This is a genomic window from Limnochorda pilosa, from assembly GCF_001544015.1.
Taxonomy (GTDB): domain Bacteria; phylum Bacillota; class Limnochordia; order Limnochordales; family Limnochordaceae; genus Limnochorda; species Limnochorda pilosa.
In genome coordinates, this window is record NZ_AP014924.1 from 637,928 (window position 1) to 661,942 (window position 24,015).

Annotated in this window: 25 protein-coding genes; 15 read left to right on the forward strand and 10 right to left on the reverse strand. The window is 69.3% G+C overall.

Annotated elements, in window-relative coordinates; all coding sequences use genetic code 11:
• Positions 1-40 precede the first annotated feature (40 nt).
• From msrA to LIP_RS02820, 5 genes are all read left to right on the forward strand, one after another.
• Positions 41-643, forward strand: a complete 603-nt coding sequence (gene msrA, locus LIP_RS02805) for a peptide-methionine (S)-S-oxide reductase MsrA (protein WP_082726551.1) — start codon at positions 41-43, stop codon at positions 641-643.
• Positions 640-1,668, forward strand: coding sequence for an MBL fold metallo-hydrolase (locus LIP_RS02810; protein ID WP_068134047.1), 1,029 nt, complete (start codon positions 640-642; stop codon positions 1,666-1,668). Before msrA ends, LIP_RS02810 begins: the two co-directional genes overlap by 4 nt.
• A 202-nt stretch (positions 1,669-1,870) precedes the next feature.
• Complete coding sequence (locus tag LIP_RS18795) at positions 1,871-2,026, forward strand: hypothetical protein (protein ID WP_158509538.1); 156 nt, start codon at positions 1,871-1,873, stop codon at positions 2,024-2,026.
• Positions 2,027-2,248: 222 nt separating this feature from the next.
• On the forward strand, positions 2,249-2,476 hold the full coding sequence (locus LIP_RS02815) for a DUF4160 domain-containing protein (protein WP_269433364.1): 228 nt from the start codon (positions 2,249-2,251) through the stop codon (positions 2,474-2,476).
• Positions 2,457-2,690, forward strand: a complete 234-nt coding sequence (locus tag LIP_RS02820) for a DUF2442 domain-containing protein (protein ID WP_231699335.1) — start codon at positions 2,457-2,459, stop codon at positions 2,688-2,690. The genes LIP_RS02815 and LIP_RS02820 overlap by 20 nt, the downstream gene beginning before the upstream one ends.
• 99 nt (positions 2,691-2,789) lie before the next feature.
• Here the strand turns inward: LIP_RS02820 and LIP_RS19405 are convergent, their stop codons facing one another.
• The 5 genes from LIP_RS19405 to LIP_RS02840 all read right to left on the reverse strand — a co-directional run bounded on the left by LIP_RS19405 (position 2,790) and on the right by LIP_RS02840 (position 8,187).
• Positions 2,790-3,026, reverse strand: coding sequence for a DNA alkylation repair protein (locus LIP_RS19405; RefSeq protein ID WP_144440300.1), 237 nt, complete (start codon positions 3,024-3,026; stop codon positions 2,790-2,792).
• A 156-nt stretch (positions 3,027-3,182) separates the two neighbouring features.
• Positions 3,183-3,473: a hypothetical protein gene (locus LIP_RS02825; protein ID WP_068134056.1), complete on the reverse strand. Its 291-nt coding sequence runs from the start codon at positions 3,471-3,473 to the stop codon at positions 3,183-3,185.
• A 357-nt stretch (positions 3,474-3,830) separates the two neighbouring features.
• A complete protein-coding gene (locus LIP_RS02830; protein WP_082726553.1) occupies positions 3,831-5,339 on the reverse strand; it encodes an ABC transporter substrate-binding protein in 1,509 nt (502 codons plus the stop codon).
• 44 nt (positions 5,340-5,383) lie between these two features.
• On the reverse strand, positions 5,384-6,637 hold the full coding sequence (locus tag LIP_RS02835) for a M20 family metallopeptidase (RefSeq protein ID WP_068141418.1): 1,254 nt from the start codon (positions 6,635-6,637) through the stop codon (positions 5,384-5,386).
• A 158-nt stretch (positions 6,638-6,795) separates the two neighbouring features.
• On the reverse strand, positions 6,796-8,187 hold the full coding sequence (locus LIP_RS02840) for an NAD(P)/FAD-dependent oxidoreductase (RefSeq protein ID WP_198409677.1): 1,392 nt from the start codon (positions 8,185-8,187) through the stop codon (positions 6,796-6,798).
• A gap of 319 nt (positions 8,188-8,506) precedes the next feature.
• Between LIP_RS02840 and LIP_RS02845 the strand changes: the two genes are divergently transcribed.
• From LIP_RS02845 to LIP_RS02875, 7 genes are all read left to right on the forward strand, one after another.
• Positions 8,507-8,878 (forward strand): GbsR/MarR family transcriptional regulator, encoded by a 372-nt coding sequence (locus LIP_RS02845; RefSeq protein WP_144440301.1) that lies wholly within the window; start codon positions 8,507-8,509, stop codon positions 8,876-8,878.
• Positions 8,879-9,135: 257 nt separating this feature from the next.
• Positions 9,136-10,512 (forward strand): radical SAM protein, encoded by a 1,377-nt coding sequence (locus tag LIP_RS02850; protein WP_198409678.1) that lies wholly within the window; start codon positions 9,136-9,138, stop codon positions 10,510-10,512.
• Positions 10,513-10,577: 65 nt separating this feature from the next.
• Complete coding sequence (locus LIP_RS02855; protein WP_068134063.1) at positions 10,578-11,291, forward strand: ABC transporter ATP-binding protein; 714 nt, start codon at positions 10,578-10,580, stop codon at positions 11,289-11,291.
• On the forward strand, positions 11,260-12,495 hold the full coding sequence (locus tag LIP_RS02860) for an ABC transporter permease (protein ID WP_068134065.1): 1,236 nt from the start codon (positions 11,260-11,262) through the stop codon (positions 12,493-12,495). The genes LIP_RS02855 and LIP_RS02860 overlap by 32 nt, the downstream gene beginning before the upstream one ends.
• A 15-nt stretch (positions 12,496-12,510) precedes the next feature.
• Complete coding sequence (locus LIP_RS02865; protein ID WP_068134067.1) at positions 12,511-13,761, forward strand: ABC transporter permease; 1,251 nt, start codon at positions 12,511-12,513, stop codon at positions 13,759-13,761.
• 73 nt (positions 13,762-13,834) lie between these two features.
• Positions 13,835-14,599 (forward strand): outer membrane lipoprotein-sorting protein, encoded by a 765-nt coding sequence (locus LIP_RS02870; RefSeq protein ID WP_068134071.1) that lies wholly within the window; start codon positions 13,835-13,837, stop codon positions 14,597-14,599.
• Positions 14,600-14,612: 13 nt separating this feature from the next.
• Complete coding sequence (locus tag LIP_RS02875) at positions 14,613-15,641, forward strand: hypothetical protein (protein WP_068134074.1); 1,029 nt, start codon at positions 14,613-14,615, stop codon at positions 15,639-15,641.
• Here the strand turns inward: LIP_RS02875 and LIP_RS02880 are convergent.
• The 4 genes from LIP_RS02880 to LIP_RS02895 all read right to left on the reverse strand — a co-directional run bounded on the left by LIP_RS02880 (position 15,638) and on the right by LIP_RS02895 (position 20,195).
• Positions 15,638-16,675 carry a cytochrome d ubiquinol oxidase subunit II gene (locus LIP_RS02880; protein WP_198409679.1) on the reverse strand — a complete coding sequence of 346 codons (1,038 nt, stop codon included), beginning with the start codon at positions 16,673-16,675 and terminating at the stop codon, positions 15,638-15,640. The genes LIP_RS02875 and LIP_RS02880 overlap by 4 nt on opposite strands.
• Complete coding sequence (locus LIP_RS02885) at positions 16,662-18,014, reverse strand: cytochrome ubiquinol oxidase subunit I (protein WP_068141421.1); 1,353 nt, start codon at positions 18,012-18,014, stop codon at positions 16,662-16,664. Before LIP_RS02885 ends, LIP_RS02880 begins: the two co-directional genes overlap by 14 nt.
• Positions 18,015-18,537: 523 nt before the next feature.
• Entirely contained in the window at positions 18,538-18,939 is a 402-nt protein-coding gene (locus tag LIP_RS02890; RefSeq protein WP_068134075.1) for a cupredoxin domain-containing protein, read from the reverse strand.
• On the reverse strand, positions 18,936-20,195 hold the full coding sequence (locus LIP_RS02895; RefSeq protein WP_068134077.1) for a sulfite oxidase: 1,260 nt from the start codon (positions 20,193-20,195) through the stop codon (positions 18,936-18,938). The genes LIP_RS02890 and LIP_RS02895 overlap by 4 nt, the downstream gene beginning before the upstream one ends.
• Positions 20,196-20,487: 292 nt before the next feature.
• Between LIP_RS02895 and LIP_RS02900 the strand changes: the two genes are divergently transcribed.
• The 3 genes from LIP_RS02900 to LIP_RS02910 all read left to right on the forward strand — a co-directional run bounded on the left by LIP_RS02900 (position 20,488) and on the right by LIP_RS02910 (position 23,229).
• Positions 20,488-21,591, forward strand: coding sequence for an aminopeptidase (locus LIP_RS02900; RefSeq protein WP_068134079.1), 1,104 nt, complete (start codon positions 20,488-20,490; stop codon positions 21,589-21,591).
• A 208-nt stretch (positions 21,592-21,799) separates the two neighbouring features.
• The gene (locus LIP_RS02905; protein WP_068134080.1) at positions 21,800-22,540 is read left to right on the forward strand and encodes a metallophosphoesterase family protein; all 741 of its coding nucleotides are present in this window, start codon (positions 21,800-21,802) and stop codon (positions 22,538-22,540) included.
• Positions 22,537-23,229 carry a LysE/ArgO family amino acid transporter gene (locus LIP_RS02910; protein WP_068134084.1) on the forward strand — a complete coding sequence of 231 codons (693 nt, stop codon included), beginning with the start codon at positions 22,537-22,539 and terminating at the stop codon, positions 23,227-23,229. The genes LIP_RS02905 and LIP_RS02910 overlap by 4 nt, the downstream gene beginning before the upstream one ends.
• A 163-nt stretch (positions 23,230-23,392) precedes the next feature.
• On the opposite strand, the gene LIP_RS02915 is transcribed toward LIP_RS02910, so the two are convergent.
• Positions 23,393-23,974, reverse strand: a complete 582-nt coding sequence (locus LIP_RS02915; protein WP_068134088.1) for a plasmid pRiA4b ORF-3 family protein — start codon at positions 23,972-23,974, stop codon at positions 23,393-23,395.
• Positions 23,975-24,015: the final 41 nt, after the last annotated feature.

A 24,015-nucleotide genomic window follows, 5' to 3' on the forward strand; every position in this document is an offset into this window, starting at 1 on the left:
CCGGGCACCCGGCCCGGGGAGGGGCCGGGCGCGCGAGGAGCTGACGCCGGTGCCTGTCTCGCCTGCACACGAGGTGGCCGCCACCCTGGGCGGGGGTTGTTTCTGGTGCCTGGAGGCGGTCTTCCGGGACGTACGGGGCGTGGAGACAGTGGTCTCGGGCTACGCGGGTGGCCACGTGGAGAACCCCAGCTACGAGCAGGTCTGCACCGGCACCACCGGCCACGCCGAGGTCGTGCAGCTCACCTTCGATCCCGAGGTGATCGGCTACACGGACCTGTTGGAGATCTTCTTCAGCATCCACGACCCCACCACCCCCGATCGACAGGGCGCGGACGTGGGGCCCCAGTACCGTTCGGTCATCTTCTACCACACGCCCGAGCAGCGGGAGGCGGCCGAAGACGTGATCCGGAGGCTCGAGGGCCAGGGACTGTGGGACGCGCCCATCGTCACTCAGGTTGTACCCATCGAGGCGTTCTATCCGGCCGAGGCCTACCACCAGCGGTACTTCGAGCGGAACCCCCACCAGGGCTACTGCCAGGCGGTGATCGCGCCCAAGGTGGCCAAGTTCCGCCGGGCCCACGCCCACCTGCTGAAGGGGAACGGGGCGCCTCCGGGAGCTCGCCGGAGGGCGGCGGCCGAGTGAGCACGCCCCTTCCCGTGCAGCCGCCTCCGATCCACGAGCCCATCCCCGGCCTCTACCAGGTTTCCATGCCCATCCCGGTTCCCCTGCGCGCGGTGAACGTCTACCTCCTGTCCGGACCGGAGGGGTGGACGGTGGTGGACACGGGCTTCCATACCGCCGAGACCGAGGTGCGCTGGCGCCTGGCGCTGGACGCACTGGGGATCGGCTTCCGGGACCTGACGGCCATCGTGGTGAGCCACTACCACCCGGACCACATCGGTTGCGCCGGCTGGCTGCAGGAGCAAAGCGGGGCCCCGGTGCTCATGCTCCGGCAGGAGATCCCCCAGGTGGAGCGCTTCTGGCGTCCGGGAAGCCCGGCCGGGGAGGCCATCGCCGCCTTCTTTGAGGCCCACGGCATGCCCGTGCCCGAAGCGGGCCCTCTGGGCGGGCACCACCTGGAGCAGGTGGCCCGGGTGACGCCCTTCCCCCGCATCACCCCGGTGGACCCGGGCCAGGAGCTGCGCCTGGGCGGCTGGCGGTTCCAGGTGCACTGGGCACCGGGCCACGCGGAGGGGCTCATGGTCCTGTGGGAGCCCGATGCCCGCTTCCTCCTGGCCGACGACCTGATCCTGGCCACCATCACCCCCAACATCAGCCTCTGGCCCTTCAGCGTGGAGAACCCGCTGGACCAGTACCTGAGCTCCCTGGGCCGCATCGCCCCGCTGCCGGCCCGGCTGGTCCTGCCCGGGCACCGGGCGCCCATCGGCGACCTGGCCGGGCGGGTGGGGGAGATCGTGCTCCACCACCGGGACCGGCTCGATCGGGTGGAGGCGATCGTGCGCGAGCTCGAACGGGACGGCGGCCCCGCACCCGTCACCGGCTGGGACGTGAACCTGCGCCTCTTCGGCCCCCAGCCGGACCTCTTCCGAAGCCGCTTCGCCATGGCCGAGACCCTGGCGCACCTGGACTACCTGGCCGTGCACGGCCGCCTGCGGCAGGAAGAAGGGAACGGGTCCCCGGCCCGGATCTGCTACCGCACGGTCTGAGGCGTCTTCGGAAGCTCAGCCCGGCTCGGGCTCGTGCCGGCGCTGGGCTTCAACACGTGGCTGATGAGGGGCTACTTCGACACGATCCCCACCTCGCTGGAGGAGTAGGAGATGATGGACGGGGCCACGCCCTTCCAGGCCTTACTCGGACTTCCTCCTGGCCAACACCCTGCTCGAGAGCCGGGACACGCTCACCTTCGCCGTGGGGCTGCGGGCCTTCATCGCAGGCCAGTACACCACGCGCTGGGGCGTCTTCACCGCCGCCTCGGTGGTGGGAACGATCCCCATCGCGGTGATCTTCTACATCCTGAAGGACCCGTTCGTCTCAGGCCTCACCCAGGGGGCGGTGAAGGAATGAGGACGGTGAGGACCACCAGGACCCAGAGCTCCTGGCCTGGTTCCAGCGCCTCACTGCGCTCCGGCACGAATACCCCCCTGCTGGCGTCACGCGGCCGGGCGCGGTCTGGGTGGATGCGCTGACGGGAGAGCGGTTCAAGGACGCGGGTGGGTAGTGGGCTGAGACGCGCTCTCGGTTGTGGTATACTGTACCAGGAGGTTTGCCATACCGACGGTACGGCGCGTGGACGGATTCAGGTTCTTTTTCTTCAGCAACGAGGGCAACGAACCTCCGCACGTGCACGTCGAAGCGGCCGAGAAATACGCCAAGTTTTGGCTCAGACCTGTCGCGCTGGCGAGGTCCTATGGCTTTGGGGCCCACGAATTGAGCGGCATCCGAAGGATCGTGGAGAGTCGGTCGGATTACTTCGAGCACCGGTGGGGGGAGTACTTTGGCGAAGGCACTCACTAGTGCTTTTGGTAAGTCTGTGTCCTTCGATGAGGACCTGATGCACGTCGAACTCCTCGACGGGCGCCTGGTCAGTGTCCCCCTCGAATGGTTTCCGAAGTTGCGGCAGGCCACCCCCGAACAGCGCAGCAAGTGGCGCTGGATCGGCCCCGGAGTGGGCATTCACTGGGAGGAGCTGGACGAGGACATTTCGATAGAAGGCCTTCTTCAGACGTAAGCATGAACCATGCAGCTACAGGCGCGGCCGACTCCATTGCTCGAGACTCCGAAAGTCATGCCGCCACGATGGCACATGATCGGCCCCGGAGTTCCGCCTTCAGTTCGGCGTGGGCAGAGCGGCCACCTTGGTGGAGAGCCAGTCCGCCAGGTCCCATGTGTGGCAGCGGCGCAGCGGCCCTTCGACGAAACGCAGATCGGCGGGCTCCAACAGGTTCACGTATCGCTCCAGCAGCGCGACGCCCAGGCTGTGAAGCTCGTGCTCGTTGGTCTGAAACAGCCTTCCACCAGCTCCACGAGTTGGGGGCGGGGCAGGGCGCGATGCTCTCGGTGGAATGGCCGGGCGTCTGGCGGACGAACGGGACGGTGACGCCGTAGAAGCACAGGGTGCCCTTGAGGTAGGCTTTGGCGCCGATAGCCCGCTCCGGTGTGCCCGCGTCCCGGAGGATGTTGCGCGAGGCTTCCACCTAGTCCTCCACCAGCACGGCGGAGATCAATCCTTTCCAGGTTGCGGCCCTTGCCTTGCCGTCCAACGGTGGGCCCGCTTCCGCACCTTCTCCAGGGTCCCGGCGAGCCTTTCTGCGGCCGCCTGTGCCTCCAGATACGGCCAGTCCAAGGAATGGTCATGCAACGCCACCAGACGGGCGGCCCACTCCTCGTCCGCCTGGGACCTCCAGTGGGCTGCCGCGCGCAGACGATCGAGGATCAGGTCCTCCACGCCGATGACCGGAACCGAGAGGCCCCGCACGTCGATGGTGCTGACGCGCTCGGGGCTACCGGCCAATGGAGGTCCGGCCCACCCCCATGGCGTGACCTCTGCGCGCCCACGTTCAGCCGGTAGCGCCGGGGCCCCAAGATCTCCAGCCGGCCGGATTCGAGGGCGTGCCTCCAAAGCCCCAGGACTTGCAGCGTGAGGAGTCGCTGCTCTTCTCCAGAGCGGGGTCTTTCGCGGGTGAGCCTCCGAGGTCGCTCCGAAGCGCTTCGGATGTAAACGTCGCGGGCTCGGGGCATCATCTCACGAGTGTACTCATCCAACCTGTAGGTGCGCACGGAATCCTCCCGCTCCATCAGAGGACCACCGCCAGCCTGGGATCAACAAGAGCAGAGCGACTGCAGACGTCTTCGATGGTCGGTCCTTCCCTCATGGCGCCACGAACACCTCCGTCGCGTCCAGGGCCACGGTGGGCTGATCCTGCCACCAGCCGTAGACGCTGGTCTTCATGGCCGCAAGCTGCGGGGCGGCGAAGAGGAAGACGTTCGCCGCGTCGTCGGCGATCTGGCGCTGGATCTGGGCGTAGAGCTCGGCCCGCTGCGCCTCGCCGGTGGCGGCCGTCACCTGCTGGAGGAGCTCCTGCACGCGAGGGCTGTCGTAGCGGAAGTAGTAGTTGGGGTTCCCGTAGATGCTGATGTCCATCGGCTCCGCGTGGCCGATGATGGTCATGTCGTACTGGGCTTCACCGAAGATGCGGGAGAGCCAGGTGGTCCACTCCACGATCTCGAGCCTCAGGCGGATCCCCACCTTGCGGAGCTGCTCGGCCACCACCTCGCCCGAGCGGCGGGAGTACTCGTAGGGCTGGGGCAGGGAAAGGGTGGCCTCGAAGCCGTTGGGGTAACCCGCCTCCACGAGCAGGGCGCGGGCCTTCTCGGGGTCGTAGGGGTAGAGCTCGCTCAGGTCCACGTAGTAGGGCTCGGCCGGAGTCATGTGCGAGCCGATGGGGATGCCGAAGCCGAACATGGCCCCGTCGATCACCTCCCGCCGGTTGATGGCGTAGGTGATCGCCTGCCGGACCCGCACGTCGCTGAAGGGCTTCCGGCTGTTGTTCATGGCCAGGATCACGTCGGCGGTGGAGGAGCCCTGGAGGAGCTTGAAGCCGGGCCGGGACTGGATCACCAGGGCGTTCTCGGGGCTGAGCCCGTAGCCGATCACGTCGATGTCGCCTGCCTGCAGGGCGGCCATCTGGGCATTGGGGTCCGGCATGAAGCGGAACTCCACCCGATCCAGGTAGGGCAGCTTCGGGTCGTAGTAGCCGTCGAAGCGGGCCAGGCGGACCAGGCTGCCCCGCTGCCACGTCACGAAGCGGAAGGGCCCGGTGCCCACGGGGTGGGTGGCCTGTCCGGAGGCGGTGCCCTCAGGGAAGATGACCGAGTCGGGACGGGCCAGGTTGTAGAGGAGCTCGGAGTTGGGCCGGGAGAGCTCGATCCGTACCGTCTGCGGGTCGGGGGCGGTGAAGGAGGCAATGTCGCGGTAGTACTCGGGGTGGGTGTGGCCCGAGGCGGGGTTCGTCGCCCGCTGGAGCATCTCCAGCACGTCGGCGGCGTCGAAGCCGCTCCCGTCGTGGAAACGGACGCCCTCCCGCAGGGTGAAGGTGTAGACCTTCCCGTCAGGCGAGATGGTCCAGCGCTTGGCCAGGGCGGGCACGATCCGGCCGTGGCGGTCGATGCGCACCAGGCCCTGGTGCACGTTGTCGTACACCATGCGGGCGATCTCTTGAGAGGTGCTGATGGTGGGGTCCAGGCCGGGCGGCTCGGCGGCGATGGCCACCCGTAGGGTGCCGCCATAGACGGGTTCCGGGGCCTCCTGGGCGCCGGCCGAAAGCCCGGCCGCGATCAGGATCAGGGCAATCAAAGCCAGGGAACGGACAAGGGGCATGCGCACAGCGGGCACCTCCTGGTTCGTCGATCTCCGGGGTCCTTTCATCTTTCCCGGTTCACAGGCTCGGTAAGGAAGAGCACCGCGGCCGCCGCGTAGATGCGTGCGGCCCGAACGAGCTCGTCCACCTCCACGTACTCGTCCACCTGGTGGGGCAGGTAGCGGTTGCCGGGCCCCAGGGTCACGATGGGCACATCGGCCCAGGCGGCCAGGAACGTGCCGTCGGTGGCGCCCGGTACCCCGCCCCGCACCACGGGCTGCCCCACCAGGGTGCAGGCCGCCTCCACCGCGAGCACCACCGTCTCGTGGGGGTCGGTCTCGGTCCATGGGCGCTCCTCCAGGACCTCCAGGGAGGCCCGACAGTCGCGGTCCTCGGCCTGGAGGCCGGCCAGGATCGCCTCCAGACGGTTCCGCACCAGGCCGTGGTCCTGGCGGGGCACGGTGCGGATGTCGAGCGCCACCCGGGCCGAGCCGGGCACCACGTTCACCTGGGCCTCCCCGCCCGCGGGCGCCTGGAGGATGGTGGGCGTCAGCGTGGGCGGGCCCAGGTGGGGGTGGCGGCCCAGCTCCTGCCGGAACTCCTTCTCCAGGGCGGCCACCCGCTCCACGAAGCGGGCGGCCCAGGGGATCGGGTTGGCGCCCTGGTCCGGCATGGCACCGTGTGCCATGCGGCCGGCGAAACGTACGTCCACCCGCATCGCGCCCTTCTGGGTGAGGCAGACCTCGTTCTGCTCGGGCTCGCAGATGATGGCGCCGTCCACGTCCCGAGCCAGGCCCGCCCGGATGAAGGTTTTGACGCCCTCCATCATCCCTTCCTCGTCCACCAGGGCGGCCAGCCGCACCTGCCCGGGCAGGGGCAGTCCCGCCTGCTTCAGGGCCCTGAGGGCCGCGAGGGCGGCGGCCAGGCCGCCCTTCATGTCGTTGGCCCCCCGCCCGTAGATGCGCCCGTCGACCAGCTCGGCCCCAAAGGGAGGATGCGACCAGGCCGATGGGTCCCCGGCGGTCACCACGTCGGTGTGGCCCTCGAAGAGGAGGGTGGGGCCCGCCTGGCCCGAGGGGGACCAGTCGGCCACCACGTTGGGCCGGCCGGGGGCCACCTCGTCCACCCGGGGGTCGAGGCCAAGGTCGGCCAGGACGTCGCGCACCCAGAGGGCGCAGCGTCGCTCGTTTCCTTCCGGGTCGCAGGGACGGTAGACGCTGGGGATCCGCACCAGCTCCCGGGTGAGGCGGATCACCTCCGCCTCATCGACCGCCTCGGCTGCCCGGCGCGCCCAGAGCGCCCGCTCCTTCGGTTCCACCGGCGTACCTCCTGTGACGATCGGCGCGCCCCGTGCCCGGACCTCCTCCACCTCCACGGCAGCACATACCTCTCCAGGTGTGGCGTCGGGTCGGAAAGCAGGTCAGGTATGGGAGAGTTGGCCGTGCAGGGTGGGAACTCCTGCGAGCCCGGAGAGGCCTAGCGGGGCACGGAACGCTCCTGCGACCGGGCCGGCTCTGATTCCGAGATCAGGCGGACGCCCCGGTCGTAGAAGAGGTAGCTCCACGCCCAGTTCACCAGCACCAGCAACCGGTTCCGGAAGCCGATGAGGTTCACCAGGTGGACCCCCAGCCAGGCGAGCCAGGCGGGAAAGCCTCGGACGGGCCGGCCCCGCACCTGGGCCACCGCCGCATTCCGGCCGATGGTGACCATGGTACCCCGGTCGTGGTAGCGGAAGGGCAGGGGCTTGCGCCCCTCGATCTGGCGGCGGATGTTCCGGGCGGCGTGCTCGCCCTGCTGGATGGCCACGGGCGCCACCTGGGGCAGGGGACGGCCCGCTTCGTCTTCCAGGTAGGCCATGTCGCCGATGCAGGAAACCTCGGGATGGTCCGGGAGCTGGAGTGTGGGGTTGACCACCACACGCCCGCCCCGGGCCGTGGCCACGCCCAGGCCGGCGGCCAGGTCGCTCGCCTGGACGCCCGCGGTCCACACCAGGGTCCGGGTGGCGATGCTGGTGCCGTCCTTGAGGTAGACCCGCTCGTCCGTGGCCCGGGTGACCGCGGCGCCAAGGCGAACCTCCACCCGCTTCGCCTCCAGCCGTCCTTTGGCGTAGGTCTGGAGCTCCTCGGGCAGGGCCGGGAGGAGCCGATCCATGGCCTCCAGGAGGAGGATGCGGACCTCGCTGAAGTCGAGGCGGATGTAGTCCCGGGCCAGCACACCGTACACCAGCTCGGCCAGGGCGCCAGAGAACTCGATGCCCGTCGGGCCGCCGCCCACCACCACGAAGGTGAGGAGCGCCCGCCGGAGCTCGGGGTCCGGCTCCCGCAGGGCCCGCTCGAAGAGGCGCAGGATGTGGCTGCGGAGGATCACGGCCTGGCCGATCTCCTTCAGCTCGAAGGCGCACCGGGCGACGGACTCCATGCGGAAGAAGTTGGTCCGACTGCCGGCGGCCAGGATCAGGTAGTCGTAGGGGATGGGGCCACCGTCGGTGAGCACCTGGCGCTCCCCCAGGTCCACGCCCGTCACCTCGGCCATGAGGAAGCCCACGTTGGGCAGCCGGCGCACGATGCCGCGCACCGGGTAAGCGATGTCGTCGGGTTCCAGCTCGGCCGCGGCCACCTGATAGAGGAGCGGCAGGAAGGTGTGGTAGTTGTGGCGGTCCAGGATGGTGACCTCGGCGGGGCTGCCGGCCAGGGCCCGGGCCGCCCAGAGCCCGCCGAAGCCCGCCCCGACCACCACCACCCGGGGGCCGGCGCCGCCCGCTTCGCCACGCACCGCACCGTCTCGCGAGAGCGGCAGCGTGCCGTCTGCTCCATGGACCGTGCTCCCATCCCACGCGAAGAGGGCCGGGCCTTCTGCCTGATCGGCCACGGTGCTCCCTCCCTCCCTCCCCAGACAGTTTATCCGGTTGGCCGCCGGGGACCAGCGTCGGACGCGCCGGGCATCACGGGACGGCTGCAGGGCTCTTCCCCGCAGCCCCCGGGTGCCCGCCCTCGCGATTCATGGCCCAGCGCTCCTTGAGCACCTCATACTGGACGTTTCGTATGGACTAAACGTAGCGTACGTACTATCCTTGGCATGAGAGAAGGGAGAGGTCTCGTTGCCACAGGTGTCCCCTGAGGTACGGCGCCTGATCGACAGGTTCGGCAGGTTCTTCGGGGAGGTGGGCGCCTCCCGGGCGACCGGCCGGATGCTGGCATGGCTCCTCATCGCGGATGAACCGCAGTCCCTCGACGACCTTGTTCATGTCCTGCACATCAGCAAGGCCGCTGCAAGCCAGGGAACCCGGGTGTTGGAGCGCACCGGCTTCATCGAACGGGTGACCGTTCCGGGGGACCGCAAGGCCTACTATCAGGCCAGCCCGGACATGTCGAGTGCCATCGTCCAGACGTCCGTGATCAAGATGGACGAAATGGCCCGCCTCGCCGACGACGGCATCCGTGCCGTCGGCGAGGAGAATCAGACGGCGCGTCAGCGGCTCGCCCGTATGAGCCGGCTCTATCGGCACATCCGCAAGCGGATGCCCGAGATTCTGCGTGAGATCGAGACCGAGGAGGAATGAAGGATGACCGGAGGCGGCGGGTTCACTCGCATCGCGCACGGGTGATCGCCTGCGGCGTCCGGCTTACCATGGGGCAGCGGACCTGACCTTTCAACGCCGGAGGGGGAGAGGTCGGGTGCGGGCTCCGGCTTGGATATGAGCCGAGATCCCACCCGGATCGGTCTTCATCCGGACCTGCCAGAGCCAGCCAGCCCTGGCAGGCCCCTGCGCCCGGGCGGGGATGGGCAGGTCGAGTAGACGAGGGGGAGGGGAACCACGTGGCTCGCAGGAACGGGTGGACGCGCACCCTGGATGCGTCTCTGGAGGCCCTGGCGGGATACGTCTCAAGCCGCTTCGTGGAGAACGTTCCTCGGATCCTGGCCCTCATGGAGCACCTCGCTCAGGATCCCAACCAGCGGGGGGCGATTCAGGGCCTGCGGCAACGCTGGGCGAAGGATCCCGGCGTGCGCCGGCAGGCCGAGGTGCTGGCCCGCAACCCCCGCATGCTTCGGAATGTGGCCGTGAATTGGGGCGTACGGGATATCCTCAGGGGCGGCGAGGAGCGCCAGGCCGCTTCCGAGCGCCTGGAGGTGCCTGTGCCCCACTTCCTCCTGGTGGATCCCACCGAGGCGTGCAACCTCCGCTGCACGGGCTGCTGGGCGGGCGAGTACGCGGTCCACACCCTTCCCTTGGAGAGGCTGGATCGCCTCTGCTCCGAGGCCGAGGAACTGGGGATACACTGGATGGTCCTCTCGGGCGGCGAGCCCTTCGCCTACAAGCACCTCCTGGAGCTGCTCGAGCGCCATCCTGAGATGATCTTCATGGCATACACCAACGGAACCCTCATCGACGAGCGTGTGGCCGACCGCCTGGCCGAGCTGGGCAACCTCACGCCCGCGATCTCCCTGGAGGGCTTCCGGGAGGCGACCGACGCCCGGCGGGGCGAAGGCGTCTTCGACCAGGTCATGGCCGCCATGGACCGGCTCACCGAGCGGGGCGTGCTGCACGGCGCCTCGGTGACCGTGACCCGCCGGAACGTGGAGGAGCTCTTCTCGGATGCCTTCATCGACCTGCTCATCGAGAAGGGCGTTCTCTACGTCTGGAGCTTCCACTACATCCCCATCGGACGCGATCCCGACGTCTCGCTCATGCTCCTGCCCGAACAGCGGGCCTGGATGGTCCATCGCGTGCGTGAGATCCGCCGGACCAGGCCGATCCTCATCGCAGACTTCTGGAACGACGGGCACGCGGTGGGCGGCTGCATCGCCGGCGGCCGGCAGTACCTGCACATCAACGCGAAGGGCGACGCGGAGCCTTGCGCCTTCGCCCACTTCGCGACGGAGAACGTCCTGGAGAAGCCGCTGGCGGAGGCCCTCCGCTCCCCGCTCTTCGCCGCCTTCCGGGCCCGGCAGCCCTTCAACCGGAACCACCTGGTGCCCTGCCCCATCATCGACAATCCCCAGGCCTTGCGGGCGATGGTGGCCGAGAGCGGGGCATATCCCACGCATCCGGGGGCTGACACGGTCCTGGAAGGCCCCATCGCCGCGCACCTGGAGGCGCTCTCGGCCCGCTGGCAGGTCGAGGCGGACCGGCTGGAGGCAGAGCTGGGCCTGCGGGGGAAGGTGGGGGTGGGGGCGAGCACCGAGAGCCCATGACCCGTGTTGGTAGATGAAAGTCTACGGGGATTCCGCACGTCCGGTGAAAGGGAGGAGTGACCACGATGGCCCTCGTTGAGCTGGAGAAGGTCACCAAGACCTACCGGCAAGGACAGGTCGTCGTCGAGGCCGTGAAGGGCGTGGATCTCCAGATCGAGTCGGGTGAGTTCACCGCCATCGCGGGGCCGTCGGGTTCGGGGAAGACCACCCTGCTCAACCTCATCGGCTGCCTGGACACGGCGACGGAAGGATCGGTGCGGGTGGCCGGCCTGGAGCTGTCCAGCCTCAACCGGAACCAGCTCGCGGACATCCGGCGGCAGAGGATCGGCTTCGTCTTCCAGTCGTTCAACCTCATCCCGGTGCTCACGGCCAGGGAGAACGTCGAGTTCGCCCTGGCCATGGTCGACCACAAGGGTGACCGCGACCGGGTGGCGGCCATCCTGGCGGAGGTGGGACTGGCGGGCCTCGAGGATCGCCGGCCGGGCGAGCTCTCGGGCGGCCAGCAGCAGCGTGTGGCGATCGCGCGGGCCCTGGTGAAGAGCCCCGACCTGGTCCTGGCCGACGAGCCGACCGCCAACCTGGACTCCGAGAACGGCAAGGCCGTGGTGGAGCTGATGCGCGAGATCAACCGCGGGCAGGGGACGACCTTCGTCTTCAGCACCCACGATCCCATGGTGATGGCCTACTCGCGCCGCCTGGTGACCCTTCGGGACGGGCGCGTCGCGACGGACGAGAGGAGAGACCACGATGCTGTTCCTCGCGAAGCTGGCCGCGCGTAACCTCTGGCGCAACAGGCTTCGCACCGTGCTGACCTTCAGCGCGCTGGCCGTGGGCATCGCCTGGCTCGTCCTGGTGGATTCCCTGATCACCGGGCTCGACAACCAGGGCGTGGCGACCATCGTCGACTTCGAGTCCGGGGACGTCCAGATCCACGCCCCGGGCTACTTCGCCGATCGCGATGACCTCCCGCTCGGCCGAACCCTGCCCGCGCACCGAGCGGCGAGCACCGCCTTGGGGGTACCCGGGGTGCAGGCCGCCACGCCTCGGGTGCGCTTCGGTGCCCGGCTGAACGTGGGCTGGGAGGAGTTCCCGGTGATCGGGGTGGGGATCGATCCGGCGCGAGACAGCGGTGTCTTCCGGCTAGCGGATCACATCGAGGGTCGCCTTCCCCGAGCGGGCGCACACGAGGCGGTGATCGGCGCGAAGCTGGCCGACCTCCTCGAGATCCATGCCGGCGATGCGATCACGCTGGTCACGCGCACCCGCGACGAAGCCTGGCAGGCCCTGGATCTGACGGTGGTGGGTCTCGCACGAACCCCCCATCCCGGGGTGAACGAGGGTCAGGTCTACCTGCCGCTGGACGTGGCAGACTCCGCTCTGGCGCTGGGCGGCGGGGCCACCGAGGTGGCCCTGCGGCTCGCCCCCGGGCAGTCTGCGACCGCCGTGGCGCAGGAGGCGCGTGAGAGGCTGAACACCGCCGGAGTCGAGGCGGAGGCCGTCACCTGGCAGGAGAGCGCGGCCGACTTCCTGAGCCTGACCCGAACCAAGTCCAGCGGCAACGCCATGATCGTGCTGATGATCGTGATCATCGCGCTCGTCGGCGTGACCAACACGATCCTCCTGGGAACCCTGGAGCGCCGGCAGGAGATCGGCACCATGAAGGCCATGGGCCTGCGCGAGGGCGAGATCGTCCGGCTCTTCCTCCTGGAAGCCACCGGAATCGGCCTGCTGGCCGCGCTGACCGGCTCGACCCTCGGCGCCGCCGCCAACCTGTACCTCGTGCGGGTCGGCGTCGACTTCTCCGCCCTCTTCGGCGACATCACCTTCAACATTCCCGGTCTCCTGGGGCGGGTGCACGGAGTGTGGCACGGCGGGGTCTTCCTGTGGGCGAGTGCCGTGGGCATCGCCACGTGCTGGCTCGCCGCGTCCTTCCCCGCCCGCCGCGCCGCGAGGCTGGATGCCGCCGTGACCGTGCGGATCTAGAGAGGGGTGAGGGACGTGGGACTCTTCCGCATCGCGCTTCGCAACCTGGGACGGAGCCCGTCCCGTACGGCCCTGGGCATCGCGTCCGCCGCGGCCGCCGTACTGGTGGTTGTGCTCATGAAGGGCATGGTGACGGGGATCATCCAGGGCATGGAGGAGAACACGATCCGGCTCGGCTCCGGGCATGTCCGGATCATCGACCGGGAATACCGGGTCCGGGAGCGCCTGCTCTCCCTCCAGTACCCTGTGGACGGCTTCACCGGCGAAGGTCTCGCCCCCATGACCGACGCCCTGAAGGAGATCCCGGAGGTGGAGGAGGTGGTTCCCCGCCTCCGCTTCGGGGCCATGATCAGCCGGGGCGAGGACCTGCGGGGCGTGCAGGTCGTCGGCGGCGACCCGGACGTGGAACGTCGGGTCCTGAGGGTGGATCGCTACCTCGGGGAAGGGCGCTACGTGCGGGCCGGGGCCCGTGAGGCCGTCCTCGGACGGCGGCTCCTGGACCGGCTGGATCTGAGCGTGGGGGACCGGTTCACCCTGGTCTTCAACACGGCCCTGGGCGCCTTGCGAGGTTACACCTTCACCGTCGTGGGGGCCTTCGAGAGCGGCCTGGCCTACCTGGACGACGGCACCGTCTTCGTTCCGCTGGACGTGGCGCAGGCGGCCGTGGACCTTGGCTCGGCGGCCACGGAGATCCTGCTCATGGCCCGCAACCAGCGGGAGGTCCCCGCCATGATGGAAGAGGTCCAATCGCTGGTGGAGAGCCGCGGCGCGGGGGATCGGTACACGGCGATCCCCTGGTACGAGCACAGCGACATCGTGGAGTGGTCGCAGGTGGGCAGGAGGATCTACGATATCATCTACTTCGGCATCCTCTTCCTGGCCAGCTTCGTGGTGATCAACACCTTCGTGATGATCGTCAACGAGCGCCGCCGGGAGATCGGCATGCTCAGCGCCCTGGGGCTGCGGCCGCGGGAGATCCGGACCCTTTTCCTCCTGGAGGGGGGACTGAGCGGGCTGGCCGGCAGCCTGATCGGCGCAGGGGTGGGGACCGCCCTGCTCGCGGTCTGGTCGCGGGTCGGCATCCTGGTCCCTGGGGTTGAAGCGCTGGATGCCGAGTGGATGTACCCCGCCCGGCTCTATCCCGTGCTCGACGTGGGGGTCGTGGGGTTCGCGTTCGCGGCCGGCCTGCTGGTGATGGTCCTGGCCTCGTACTACCCCGCCCGCCGGGCCGCGCGCCTGGAGCCCACGGAGGCCCTGCGGGGTTGACGGGGTCATCCATGCGGGAGGCCAGCCAAGCCGAGGGTTTGGTCGGAGGGAACCCGTTGGGAGGGAGCAGACGATGCAGGCACATCGCGTCCTGGCCGCGCTGCTGCTGATGGCGACGGCGTGGGCCGGGGCACCCGTGCACGCGCAGGCGCAGGGACAGGATCTGCCCGCTGAGGAGATCATCGCCCGGGTCGACGCCAACGCGCAGATGGGAAGTGTGCACGCGCGGAGCCGGATGATCATCCGGGCCGGCCGGCGGGAGATCGTGAAGGAGATGGAAAGCTGGGCGGAAGGCCGGAACGCGCTGGTCACCTTCCTGAACCCGGCGGATCGCGGGACCAAGTTCCTCAAGCTGGGAGACGACCTCTGGCTCTACTTTCCCGACGCGGAGGATCTGGTGAAGATTTCGGGCCACATGCTCCGCCAGGGGATGATGGGCAGCGACTTCTCCTACGAGGATGCCCTGGAGAGCGAGAAGCTCCTGGAGCGGTACCAATTCAGCTTGGTCGGCAGTGAGGAGTTCGACGGCGTGGCGTGCTACGTGGTGGAGGCCACGGTCCGGCCGGGTGAGCAGGTCGCGTACGCCAGGCGGCGGATGTGGGTGGATCGCGAACGGTTCGTCGTCTTGCGTGAGGAGCGGTACGCGGCCTCAGGACGCCTTCTGAAGGTCTCTCACTCCGAGGAGGTCCGGGAGGTCGGGGGACGGTTCGTCGCCACCCGCATCACCCTGGAAGACAAGCTACGGCAGGACTCGTCCACGACCATGATGCTGGAGAGCCTGGAACCGGACGCGCCGGTGCCCGACGGTCTCTTCTCGCTGCGAAGCCTGACGCGGTAGGAGGGCGGTCGCCGTGAGGTTCGACTTCCATGGGGCGCTGCTCCTCCTCTTGCTGATGGCGTTCCTCGCCGCAGCGGCCTCGCCGTCGCGCGCCCAGGACGGCGTGCGCTGGGGCGGAGAGTGGCAGGCGGCGGGAGAAGCCTCCTTCACCGGCGACGGGACGGACGTCCGGGCTTCCAGCGTGCTCCGCCTTCAGGCGCAGGCGGGGACGGATGCGTGGCGCGCCTTCTTCGACGGTCACGCCGTCGCCAGCGGTCCGGTAGGCGGTGAAGACGAGTGGGAGACCCGCGGGGAGGTGGACCGGCTCTTCCTGCGCCTCTACCTGCCCTCTGCCGATGTGACCCTGGGCAGGCAGGTGGTCAACTGGGGCGTGGGATACGCCTGGGCTCCCACAGACTTCTTCAACCCTCCCGACCCCACCGATCCGGAGGGGATCCGCCGGGGCGTCGTCGCTGCGGCCGTCCAGATACCGGTGGGCCCGCTGGACGTCTGGAGCCTCGCCGTGGCCGAGGAGACCTACGGGATCCGAAGACGGGGGAATCTCCGGGGGACCGACTGGTCGGTCGTCGCCGTCTCCAGGGCAGGCGCCGCCGTTATGGGAGCCGACGCCAAGGGCGACTGGGGCATCGGCTGGCACGCGGCCGCGGCCTACGGGATCCCCGGCACCGATGGCACCCCTTCCGGTGATCCTCCCCTGGAAGGGCTGAAGGGGCTCATCGGCGCCGACTACAGCTTTCTGGACGGCGACCTCGGCTGGCTGGGGGAGTACTGCTTCCAGACGACCCGAGGGCTGGAGGCGCTGAGCGAACAGATGACCTTCCAGCAGCTCACCTATCGGGTTGACGACTTCACCTCGGTCTTTGGTTCCGTGCTGGGGGACCTCGTCCGGGGCTCGGCCATCTGGAGCGGCGGGGCGAGCACCCTCCTCGGCGGGCAATCGGAGCTGACGGTAACGGCCAGCGCCTTCAGCGGGAGCTGGACGCCGGCTCCCGTTCCGGTGCCGCGGGCAAGGGTCAAGGTGCAGGTCTCGAAGGCTTTCTAGCCAGGTCTCTCGGAGGTCGGGCCAGCTTCGGGCTCCCCCTTGAACACCCGGAAGAGCAGGCCCAGGGCCGGGGCGATGAAGACCAGCCCCACCAGCGACACGATGAGGAGGATCCGCAGGGTGGGGTCCGGCACGGCGGTGCCGGCCACGGTCAGGTCCGGGTAGATCAGGTACGGCCAGTGGGCCAAGCCCCAGCCCCAGAGCAGGATGGAGACCTCGGCCACCGAAACGGCCCGGGCGAGCAGGAAGCGCCGCCGCCAGACGGCCCACGCGGAGAGGGCGGCCGCGGCCAACCCTCCCAGGAGGAGTGCCCAGGCGGCGGGCCGGTGGAAGCTCTGCCAGAGGTGGGGCGCCTGGGAAGGCAGCACCAGCAGGAGGACCAGGGCGATGACCGCCAGGGCCGCCCCCGCACCCAGGGCCCGGCGCCGGAAGTCTTCTTGCAGGGCCCCGCGCGTCTCCACGGTGAGGTAGACGGCCGCCAGGTAGGCCCCCAGGGTGAGGGCGAGCGCCCCGATCATGAGCGAGAGCGGGCTGAACCAGGCAAGGGCCGGGTCGACCCGCACCGCCCCGTCCACCAGCCGCACGCCGCCCGAGGAGATCGCGCCGAGCGCCGCGCCCAGGAGGAAGGGCGTGACCACGCTCGCCGCCCCGAAGAGGCTGGCCCAAAGCCCGTAGGGTGGCTCCCTGCGGGGCATGCGGGCCCGGAAGACGAAGGCCGCCCCCCGCAGGATGATGCCCAGCAGCACCAGGTGCAGGGGCAGGAAGAAGGCGACGCTCACCGCCGCGAAGACGGGCGGGAAGGCCGAGAAGAGGAGCACCACCAGGAAGATGACCCAGACGTGGTTCGCCTCCCAGACCGGCCCCATTGCTCGGGCGATGGCCTCCTGCTGGGCCTCCTTCCGGGGCCCGCGGGCGAAGAGGTCCCAGACGCCGCCGCCGAAGTCCGCCCCGCCCAGGACGGCGTACGCGTTCAGGGCCAGGAGCATCAGCAGCAAGACGCCCTGCTGGAGGGCGGTGGGTTCAGCCGGCGACACGGCCTGCCACCTCCTCGTCGGAGCCCCCGGGCGACGGCTCGGGGGCCGTGGGCTGCCTGAGCCGCAGGAGGAGCCAGACCAGCGTGGCCCCCAAGAGCAGGTAGAGGAGCACGAAGCCCAGGAACGTGCTCGCGATCCCCGCTGCCGGAGTGACCGCTTCGGCCGTCCGCATCACGCCGTAGACAGTCCACGGCTGCCGGCCCACTTCCGTGACGATCCAGCCCGTCTCCAGGGCGATGAAGCCCAGCGGGCCCGCGGCCACCATAGCCCACAGGAGCGACGTGTCGCCCAGCGGGTCCCGCTTCCGGCGCCAAGCCACCCAGGCGAACCAGAGGGCGACGCCCAGCATGGCGAACCCTGCGCCCACCATCACCTGGAACGACAGGTGGGTGACCGGCACGTTGGGCCACTCGTCGCGGGGAATCTGGTCCAGACCCGTCACGGGGGCGGTGGCGCTGCCGAAGGCCAGCCAGCTCAGGCCTCCGGGAATCTCCAGCGCGTACCGCACCTCCTGGCTCTCCACGTCCGGCCAGCCGCCGATCCGCAGGGGCGCGCCCTCCTCGCTGACGAACTGGCTCTCCATGGCCGCCAGCTTGGCCGGCTGCTGCCGGGCTACCAGCTTGGCGCTACGGTCGCCCGTGAGCGGCATCAGGACGGCCACCACCAGCGCCACCGCCGCCGCCAGGCGGAGGGCGTTCCGGTGGTAGGCGTCCCGCCGGCCGTGGAGGGCACCCCATGCGTAGACGCCCGCCACGGCGAAGGCGGTGGCGGCGTAGGTCGCCAGGGTGGAGTGGATGGCCATCTGGACCCAGGTGGGGTTGGCGAAGAGGGCCCGCAGCGGGTCCAGCGCGGCCGGGTTCGAGACGAGCAGCTCCGCTCCCTGGGGGTTCTGCATCCAGGCGTTGGCCGAGACCACCAGCACGCTGGAGGCCGCGCCGGAGACGGCCACGGGCACCCCCGCCCACCAGTGGACCCGGGGTGAGAGCCGGTCCCACCCGTAGAGGTAGAGCCCCAGGAAGATGGCCTCCAGGAAGAAGGCGAAGGCCTCCAGGGTGAAGGCCGGCCCAATGGCGGGCCCTGCGAACTCCATGAAGCGCGGCCAGAGCAGTCCCAGCTCGAAGGAGAGCGCCGTTCCGCTCACCGCGCCGATCGCGAAGGTGAGTCCAGTGGCCTTGGCCCACGTGCGGGCCAGGCGCCGGTAGCTCTCGTCCCGGGTTTGCAGCCAGCGCCGCTCGGCCAGCATCATCATCATCGGCATACCCACGCCGAGCGCGGCGAAGATCATGTGGAACCCCAGCGAGAAGGCCATCTGACCCCGTGCAGCCAGAAGCTCGTTCAAGGCGAGCACCCCCTTGCCCTCGTAGCCTGCCACGGAAGGAACCCCTTCTGCCTGGTTGGGGCACGAGGGTTTCGTTCCGGCGACGCTGTGGATGGCTCCTTGGCCTCGGGTCCAAACATGTCCCGGCGGGCAACCCGTGACATCTAACACAAGTGGCTCTCGGTCGCATTATGGGCGCGCAGGAGGCGAGAGACCATGCCGAAATCGAACTAGTGCCCTCGAGGTTCTCGCGCGGGTGGAGCAGGCCGTTCGGAGGGGTCACGACAGGCGATGCCGGGTGTTTCTCAGCGGGCGGTTCGGCACAGGCTTCGGCAGAAGGTTCCGACCGGGGAGCGCAGTGCTCGCTCGCCTCGCATCAACCGTCCCAAGACCGCTCGTTCGCTGAGGCGAGCGGAGAATCCTCCGGGACGGGGGCGCGTGTCGCGACGAACGGGTCCGGCCGGAAGGTCGCTTCTCCAGCGACCTTCCGACCGGCCCTTCGAGTGTTGGGCTCGAGGTCCCGCCCGCTGCTGCGGGCGCGACTTCAGGGTGTCACGGTCAGTTCAGCCACCATGCCCGCTTCCGTGTGTCCCGGCAGGGCACAGAGAAGCCGGTACCGGCCTGGCTGCAGGGTGACCGGGAGTTCCTCGGTCTCGCGCGGGGCCAGGACCGGGATCACCGCCACCTCCACCGGTTCCTCGCCTGAAGTCTCGACCACGAAGTTGTGCTCGATGATGCCCCTGTTCTGCACCACGAAGACCACGTCGCCCGCAGGAACGGTGACCGCTTTGGGATTGAACGTGAACTCGGTGGCCTCGATCAGGACCCTGGGCGGCTCCTCTGCCCACCCCGTTACGGCGTGGGCAGCCAGCAGCAGGAGCAGGCCGAGCAGGAGACCCAGGCGCCTGAGGCCCTTCCGGCCCGCCCCCGATGGACCTGTGCTCATGCTACCACCACCGGGTGGTCGACCACCGCGTTGTAGAGGTAGCCCTGCTCGTTCCAGGGCACCTGTTCCGTTTGGGCATGGCCTGCCTCGTCGGTGGCGCGCACCCGGATGGTCTGCTCTCCTGGGCTCGCGTTCCACTCGAAGTCCCACCGGGCCCCGGCCTTGGCCAGGTTGGGCTCGTGCAGCCTGGCCTCCCGCCAGGAGTGCCCGCCGTCCACGCTGTACTCCACCCGGGAGATGCGGCCGAAGGGCGACCACGACCGGCCGCGGATCAGGTGCGTCCCGGCCGCCAGCCGGGCTCCCCAGGCCAGCTCCAGGGCGCTCTTGATCGATTGATCGCTGAGCACCGGGCCCTTGGCCGGAGGCTGCGGCTCGTAGTCGGGGCCGATCAGGACGTAGCTGTCGGTGTTCCAGGGCGAGAAGAGCGGTTCCTCCGACACCTGGATGCGCCCTACCCACTTGACGTTGGCCACCCCCACCCATCCCGGGGTGAGCACGCGCACGGGGAAGCCATGGTCCGGGGGCAGAGGCTCGCCGTTCATGGCGTAAACCAGGAGGGTGTCGTCGGCCAAGGCCTTGGTCATGGACATGGGGCGCCGGACCTTCAGGTCGTCGAGACCCTCGGGCATCACGTCCTGCGCTGTCCGCTTCACCTGAGCCCGGTCCAGCACCTCACCCAGCGGCACGCCCGTCCACTCGGCCACGCCGATGGCCCCCAACCGCCACTGGGTGCCCTGGGCCTTGCGGCCGTAGGCAGTCTCGAAGAAGCTGCGGCCGTTTCCGGCGCACTCCACGTAGCGGATCACGGAGGTCGAGGGCATGGCGAGAAGCTCGTCGTAGGTCAGCTCGAGCGGCCGGCTCACCCCGCTGCCCTCCACCTTCAGCCGCCAGGTGGCGACGTCGATCCGCGGTGTGCGGGTGTGGTTGCGCACGAAGAAGAGCTCGTTGGGCACCAGGTAGCCGCGGCCGTACATGGCCTCCCAACGCATCTCCTGGTTGCTGCCGAAGTCGATGAAGTACTCCGGCGGCGTGGGTTTCACCACCAGAGGCTCGGAGGAGCCCTGGGCCCGTGCGATGCCCGCCGTCCGGGGCAGCAGGCCTCCCATGGCCAGGGAAGCACCCCCAGCGGCCATCATCTTCAGAAGTCGCCGCCTGGAGATACCGAGCTCGGCAGCCCGTCGCGAGAGCAGCTCGTCCGTTCGGGTGGTCTGGTAGATCCGCTCGTTCGCCAGGTCCTCCGGACCGGTCCACCCCATGCTGTGATCCCTCCTGCGGGTGAGATGGCGAGGACTAGGCGTAGAGGGCCAGCCCACGCCGATAGTGGGAATGATACGACATCACGAACCATTACCCTTCAGGGTGAGGTATGCCCCCAGATCCGGATGTGCCCTTCTGTGGGTTCCAGCAACCCGAGGATGCACTTGAGCGTGGTGGTATGGCCGTGGGGCCACCAGGCGGCAGGTATGGGAGGGAGGCGGTTGGCGCCCGGGGAACTTTGCCAGCAGAGGTCCTGCCAGGAACTCGACCCCATACCAGGGAGGTCCATCCATGCCGGATCCGCGCCTGTCGAAGATGGCCCAGGTGATGGTGCGCTACAGCGTGGCGGTGAAGCCGGGCGACAAGGTGTTCGTCCAGGGATCGGAGCTCGCGGCGCCGCTCCTGCGCGAGGTGTTGCGGGAGACCCTCCGGGCCGGGGGCCACCCGGACGTGCACGCGAACGTTCCGGGGGCCATGGAGGTCTTCTTCAAGGAAGCCTCCGAGGAGCAGCTCAAGCACATCTCACCCCTGCAGGAGCTGGTGGTGGGTACCTACGACTGCTTCATCAACGTCATGGCTCCCCACAACGTGAAGGAGCTCTCGGGGGTGGACCCCGGCCGGCAGGCGGCCCACAGCCGGGCCATGGCGCCCATCAACACGACCTTCATGCGGCGGGCGGCCGACGGCGAGCTCCGCTGGGTGCTCACCCAGTATCCCACCCAGGCGGCGGCCCAGGAAGCCAGCATGTCCCTGGCCGAGTACGAGGAGTTCGTCTTCTCCGCGTGTCGCCTGGACGATCCGGATCCGGTGGCCGTCTGGCAACGGGTGCACGAGGAACAAGAGCACCTGATCGAGAAGCTCTCTCAACTGAGCGAGATCCGTATCGTCGCCGCAGATACGGACCTCACCCTGAGCGTGGCGGGGCGACGCTGGGAGAACGCGGACGGCAAGGCCAACTTCCCCGACGGCGAGGTGTTCACCGGACCGGTGGAGGACTCGGCCCAGGGCCGCATCCGCTTCAGCTTCCCCGGCGTCTACGGCGGCAAGGAGATCGAGGACATCCGCCTGGAGTTCCGGGACGGGAAGGTGGTGGAGGCCCGGGCGGCCAAGGGCGAGGACCTGCTCCACGCCCTGCTCGACTCGGACGAGGGCGCCCGCTACCTGGGTGAGCTGGGCATCGGCACCAACTTCCAGATCCAGCGCTTCACCCGGGAGATGCTCTTCGACGAGAAGATCGGGGGAACCGTCCACCTGGCGGTGGGGGCGGGGTACCCCGAGACGGGGAGCACCAACCAGTCCGGCGTTCACTGGGACATGCTCTGCGACATGCGCCAGGGCGGGGAGATCTACGGCGACGGCAAGCTCGTCTACCGGGAGGGGCGGTTCCTCTTCTGAGCGGCGCTGCCTGTCCGGAAGTGCCACGGGGAGCCTTCCGAGGGGAGGTTCACGATCGGAGGTGACTGGCGACCGTGAGCTCGAGCTGATCGATCCCGGCGGGCATCATTGGGCGTTCACGCAGGCGTGATCCTCGACGACAACCGGCTTCCCCGACCCGGATGATGCGTGGGGCCTGCAGGCGGCTCCTACGGAGGTGGCAAGGCCGATGAGGCTCGCCCTCATCTCGGACATCCACGGAAACGCGGTGGCGCTGGACGCCGTGCTTGAGGCCATCGAGCAGGAGGGCGTCGACCGCATCGTCTGTCTGGGGGACGTTGCAGCAACGGGCCCCCAGCCCCGGGAGGCGGCGGCAAGGCTGCGGGGGCTCGGATGCCCCGTGGTGATGGGGAACACCGACGCGTTCCTCCTGAGCCTCCCGCCCCTCCCCGAGGATGCGGGCAAGGACACCCGCATGGTCTGGGAGATCGACCAGTGGGGCGCTGGGCAGCTCACGACCGAGGACCGCGCCTTCCTCACATCGTTCCAGCCGACGGTGGAGGTGTCTCTGGGGGGAGCCGACGCGCTCCTTTGCTTCCATGGGTCGCCCCGCTCCAACACCGAGGTGATCCTGCCCACCACCCCCGACCAGGCCCTGGAGGAGGCGCTGGCTGGTAACCGGCACGCCCTCCTGGCCGGGGGCCACACCCATCAAGCCATGGTGCGGCGGCACCAGCGCTCCACCCTGGTGAACCCTGGCTCCGTCGGGCTCCCCTTCGATCGGGTGCCGCCTGGTGAGGGCACCCGGAATCCGGCGTGGGCCGAGTACGCGATCGTCACCTGGACCGATGGCCGGAAGAGCGTGGACCTCCGGCGGGTCCGCTATTCCTTGGAGGCCCTGCTGAAGGCGGTGCGGGAGAGCGGCATGCCCTATGCGGAGCGGTTCGCCGAGGACTGGGTGCAGGAGTGACCCCGGTCGGATCTCTGGTCACAGCTTACGTCAGCGGCCTGGCGCTGGGCCTCACCATGATCCTGCCCATCGGGCCGCAGAACCTCTTCGTCCTCACCCAGGGCCTGCGGGCGGGGCTGCGGGGTGCGCTCCTCGCCGTGGTGACCACGGGCCTCTGCGACACGGTCCTCATCGTCTCCGGGGCGGCGGGGCTCTCCGCGGTGCTGAACGGTCTTCCCTGGCTGAGGGGCGTGCTGCTGGCGGTGGGGGTGCTCTTCCTGTTTCACCTGGGGGTGGCCACCCTTCGGGAGCCTCTTCCCGTGGACGGGAGGCTCCAGGGTCCGGCTCCCGGAGAAGGCGCGGCGGCTCGGGACGAGCCGGCCGGTCGGGGGACCCCGGGCCCTCTCCCGACCGGGGCCGTGGTGGCCCGAGCCATAGGCGTCTCGTGGGGAAACCCCCACGCCATCCTCGATACGGTGGCCATCCTGGGCGGCCTCATCGCGTCGCAGCCCGTGGCAAGCCGGCTTCCCTTCGCGGCCGGAGCGGTGAGCGCCTCGTGGCTCTTCTTCCTGACGCTGGCCGCAGCCGGCTCGATCTTCCGGGCGCGCATGACACCCCGCTGGATGAGGGTCACCCAGTGGATCTCCGGGGCCGTGATGATCCTCTTCGGTCTGGGGTTCGCGGTGGAGGCGCTGCGGGAGCTGATGTGAGGGGCGGGTCTCTTGGCGTACCCATCCACCAGCGCCGCGGACCAGTCGGAGTTGGATCCGGCCCCGGGACCCTCGTCCCTCGCGCAGACGCGGCTTTCCTGACGCCGCCGCTCATCGACCCGGCCGGTTTCCAACAGTCGCTTCCGCGCGTCGAGCACGGCTCTTAGCCCGACCGCGCCGATCTCCGCGGCCGGTAGCGTTGCAGCGCACGGTTGACGGCGCTTAGGTCGAACGCTTCGGGGTCGTAAGGGCCGCCATACCAATCCCGCATCTCCTCGTGTTCCGGATGTGCCTCATCGAGCATGGCCTCGCAGAACTCGTGGTAACCTGGCACACTGCCGCAGTCCTCGGGAGGGCAGGCGCGGGCGCCTTCCACGCAGATCGGGTAGCTTGCGACGGCCGAGGGCTCGAGGATCTCTTCGAGACGAACGTCGTGGACCCAGTTGTCGCCGAAATCGTACCGATAGAGGATGCTTTCGCCCGGTTGGGTGAGGACATCCCGGAGGCGGCAGTCCGAGGCGGGGTGGACCGTACGGTCGTCCTCCCATTCCGGATCCGGCACGCCGTACACGATCCCGTCCCACTCAAACTCGAAGAGATGGGAATCGGTCCACCCCATCGCGATCTGGATGATGTCGTGAAGGCGCTTGAGGGTCACATCGTCCTGCACCTGAAGGCGGCGCCAAATGGGCGGTTCAATCTCCTCGAGCAAGACGCGAAGTTGGTAGATGCGACGGACGGCCATGCGAATCCCTCTTTCTGCGGAGCGCCGGTTCCCTGGATGGC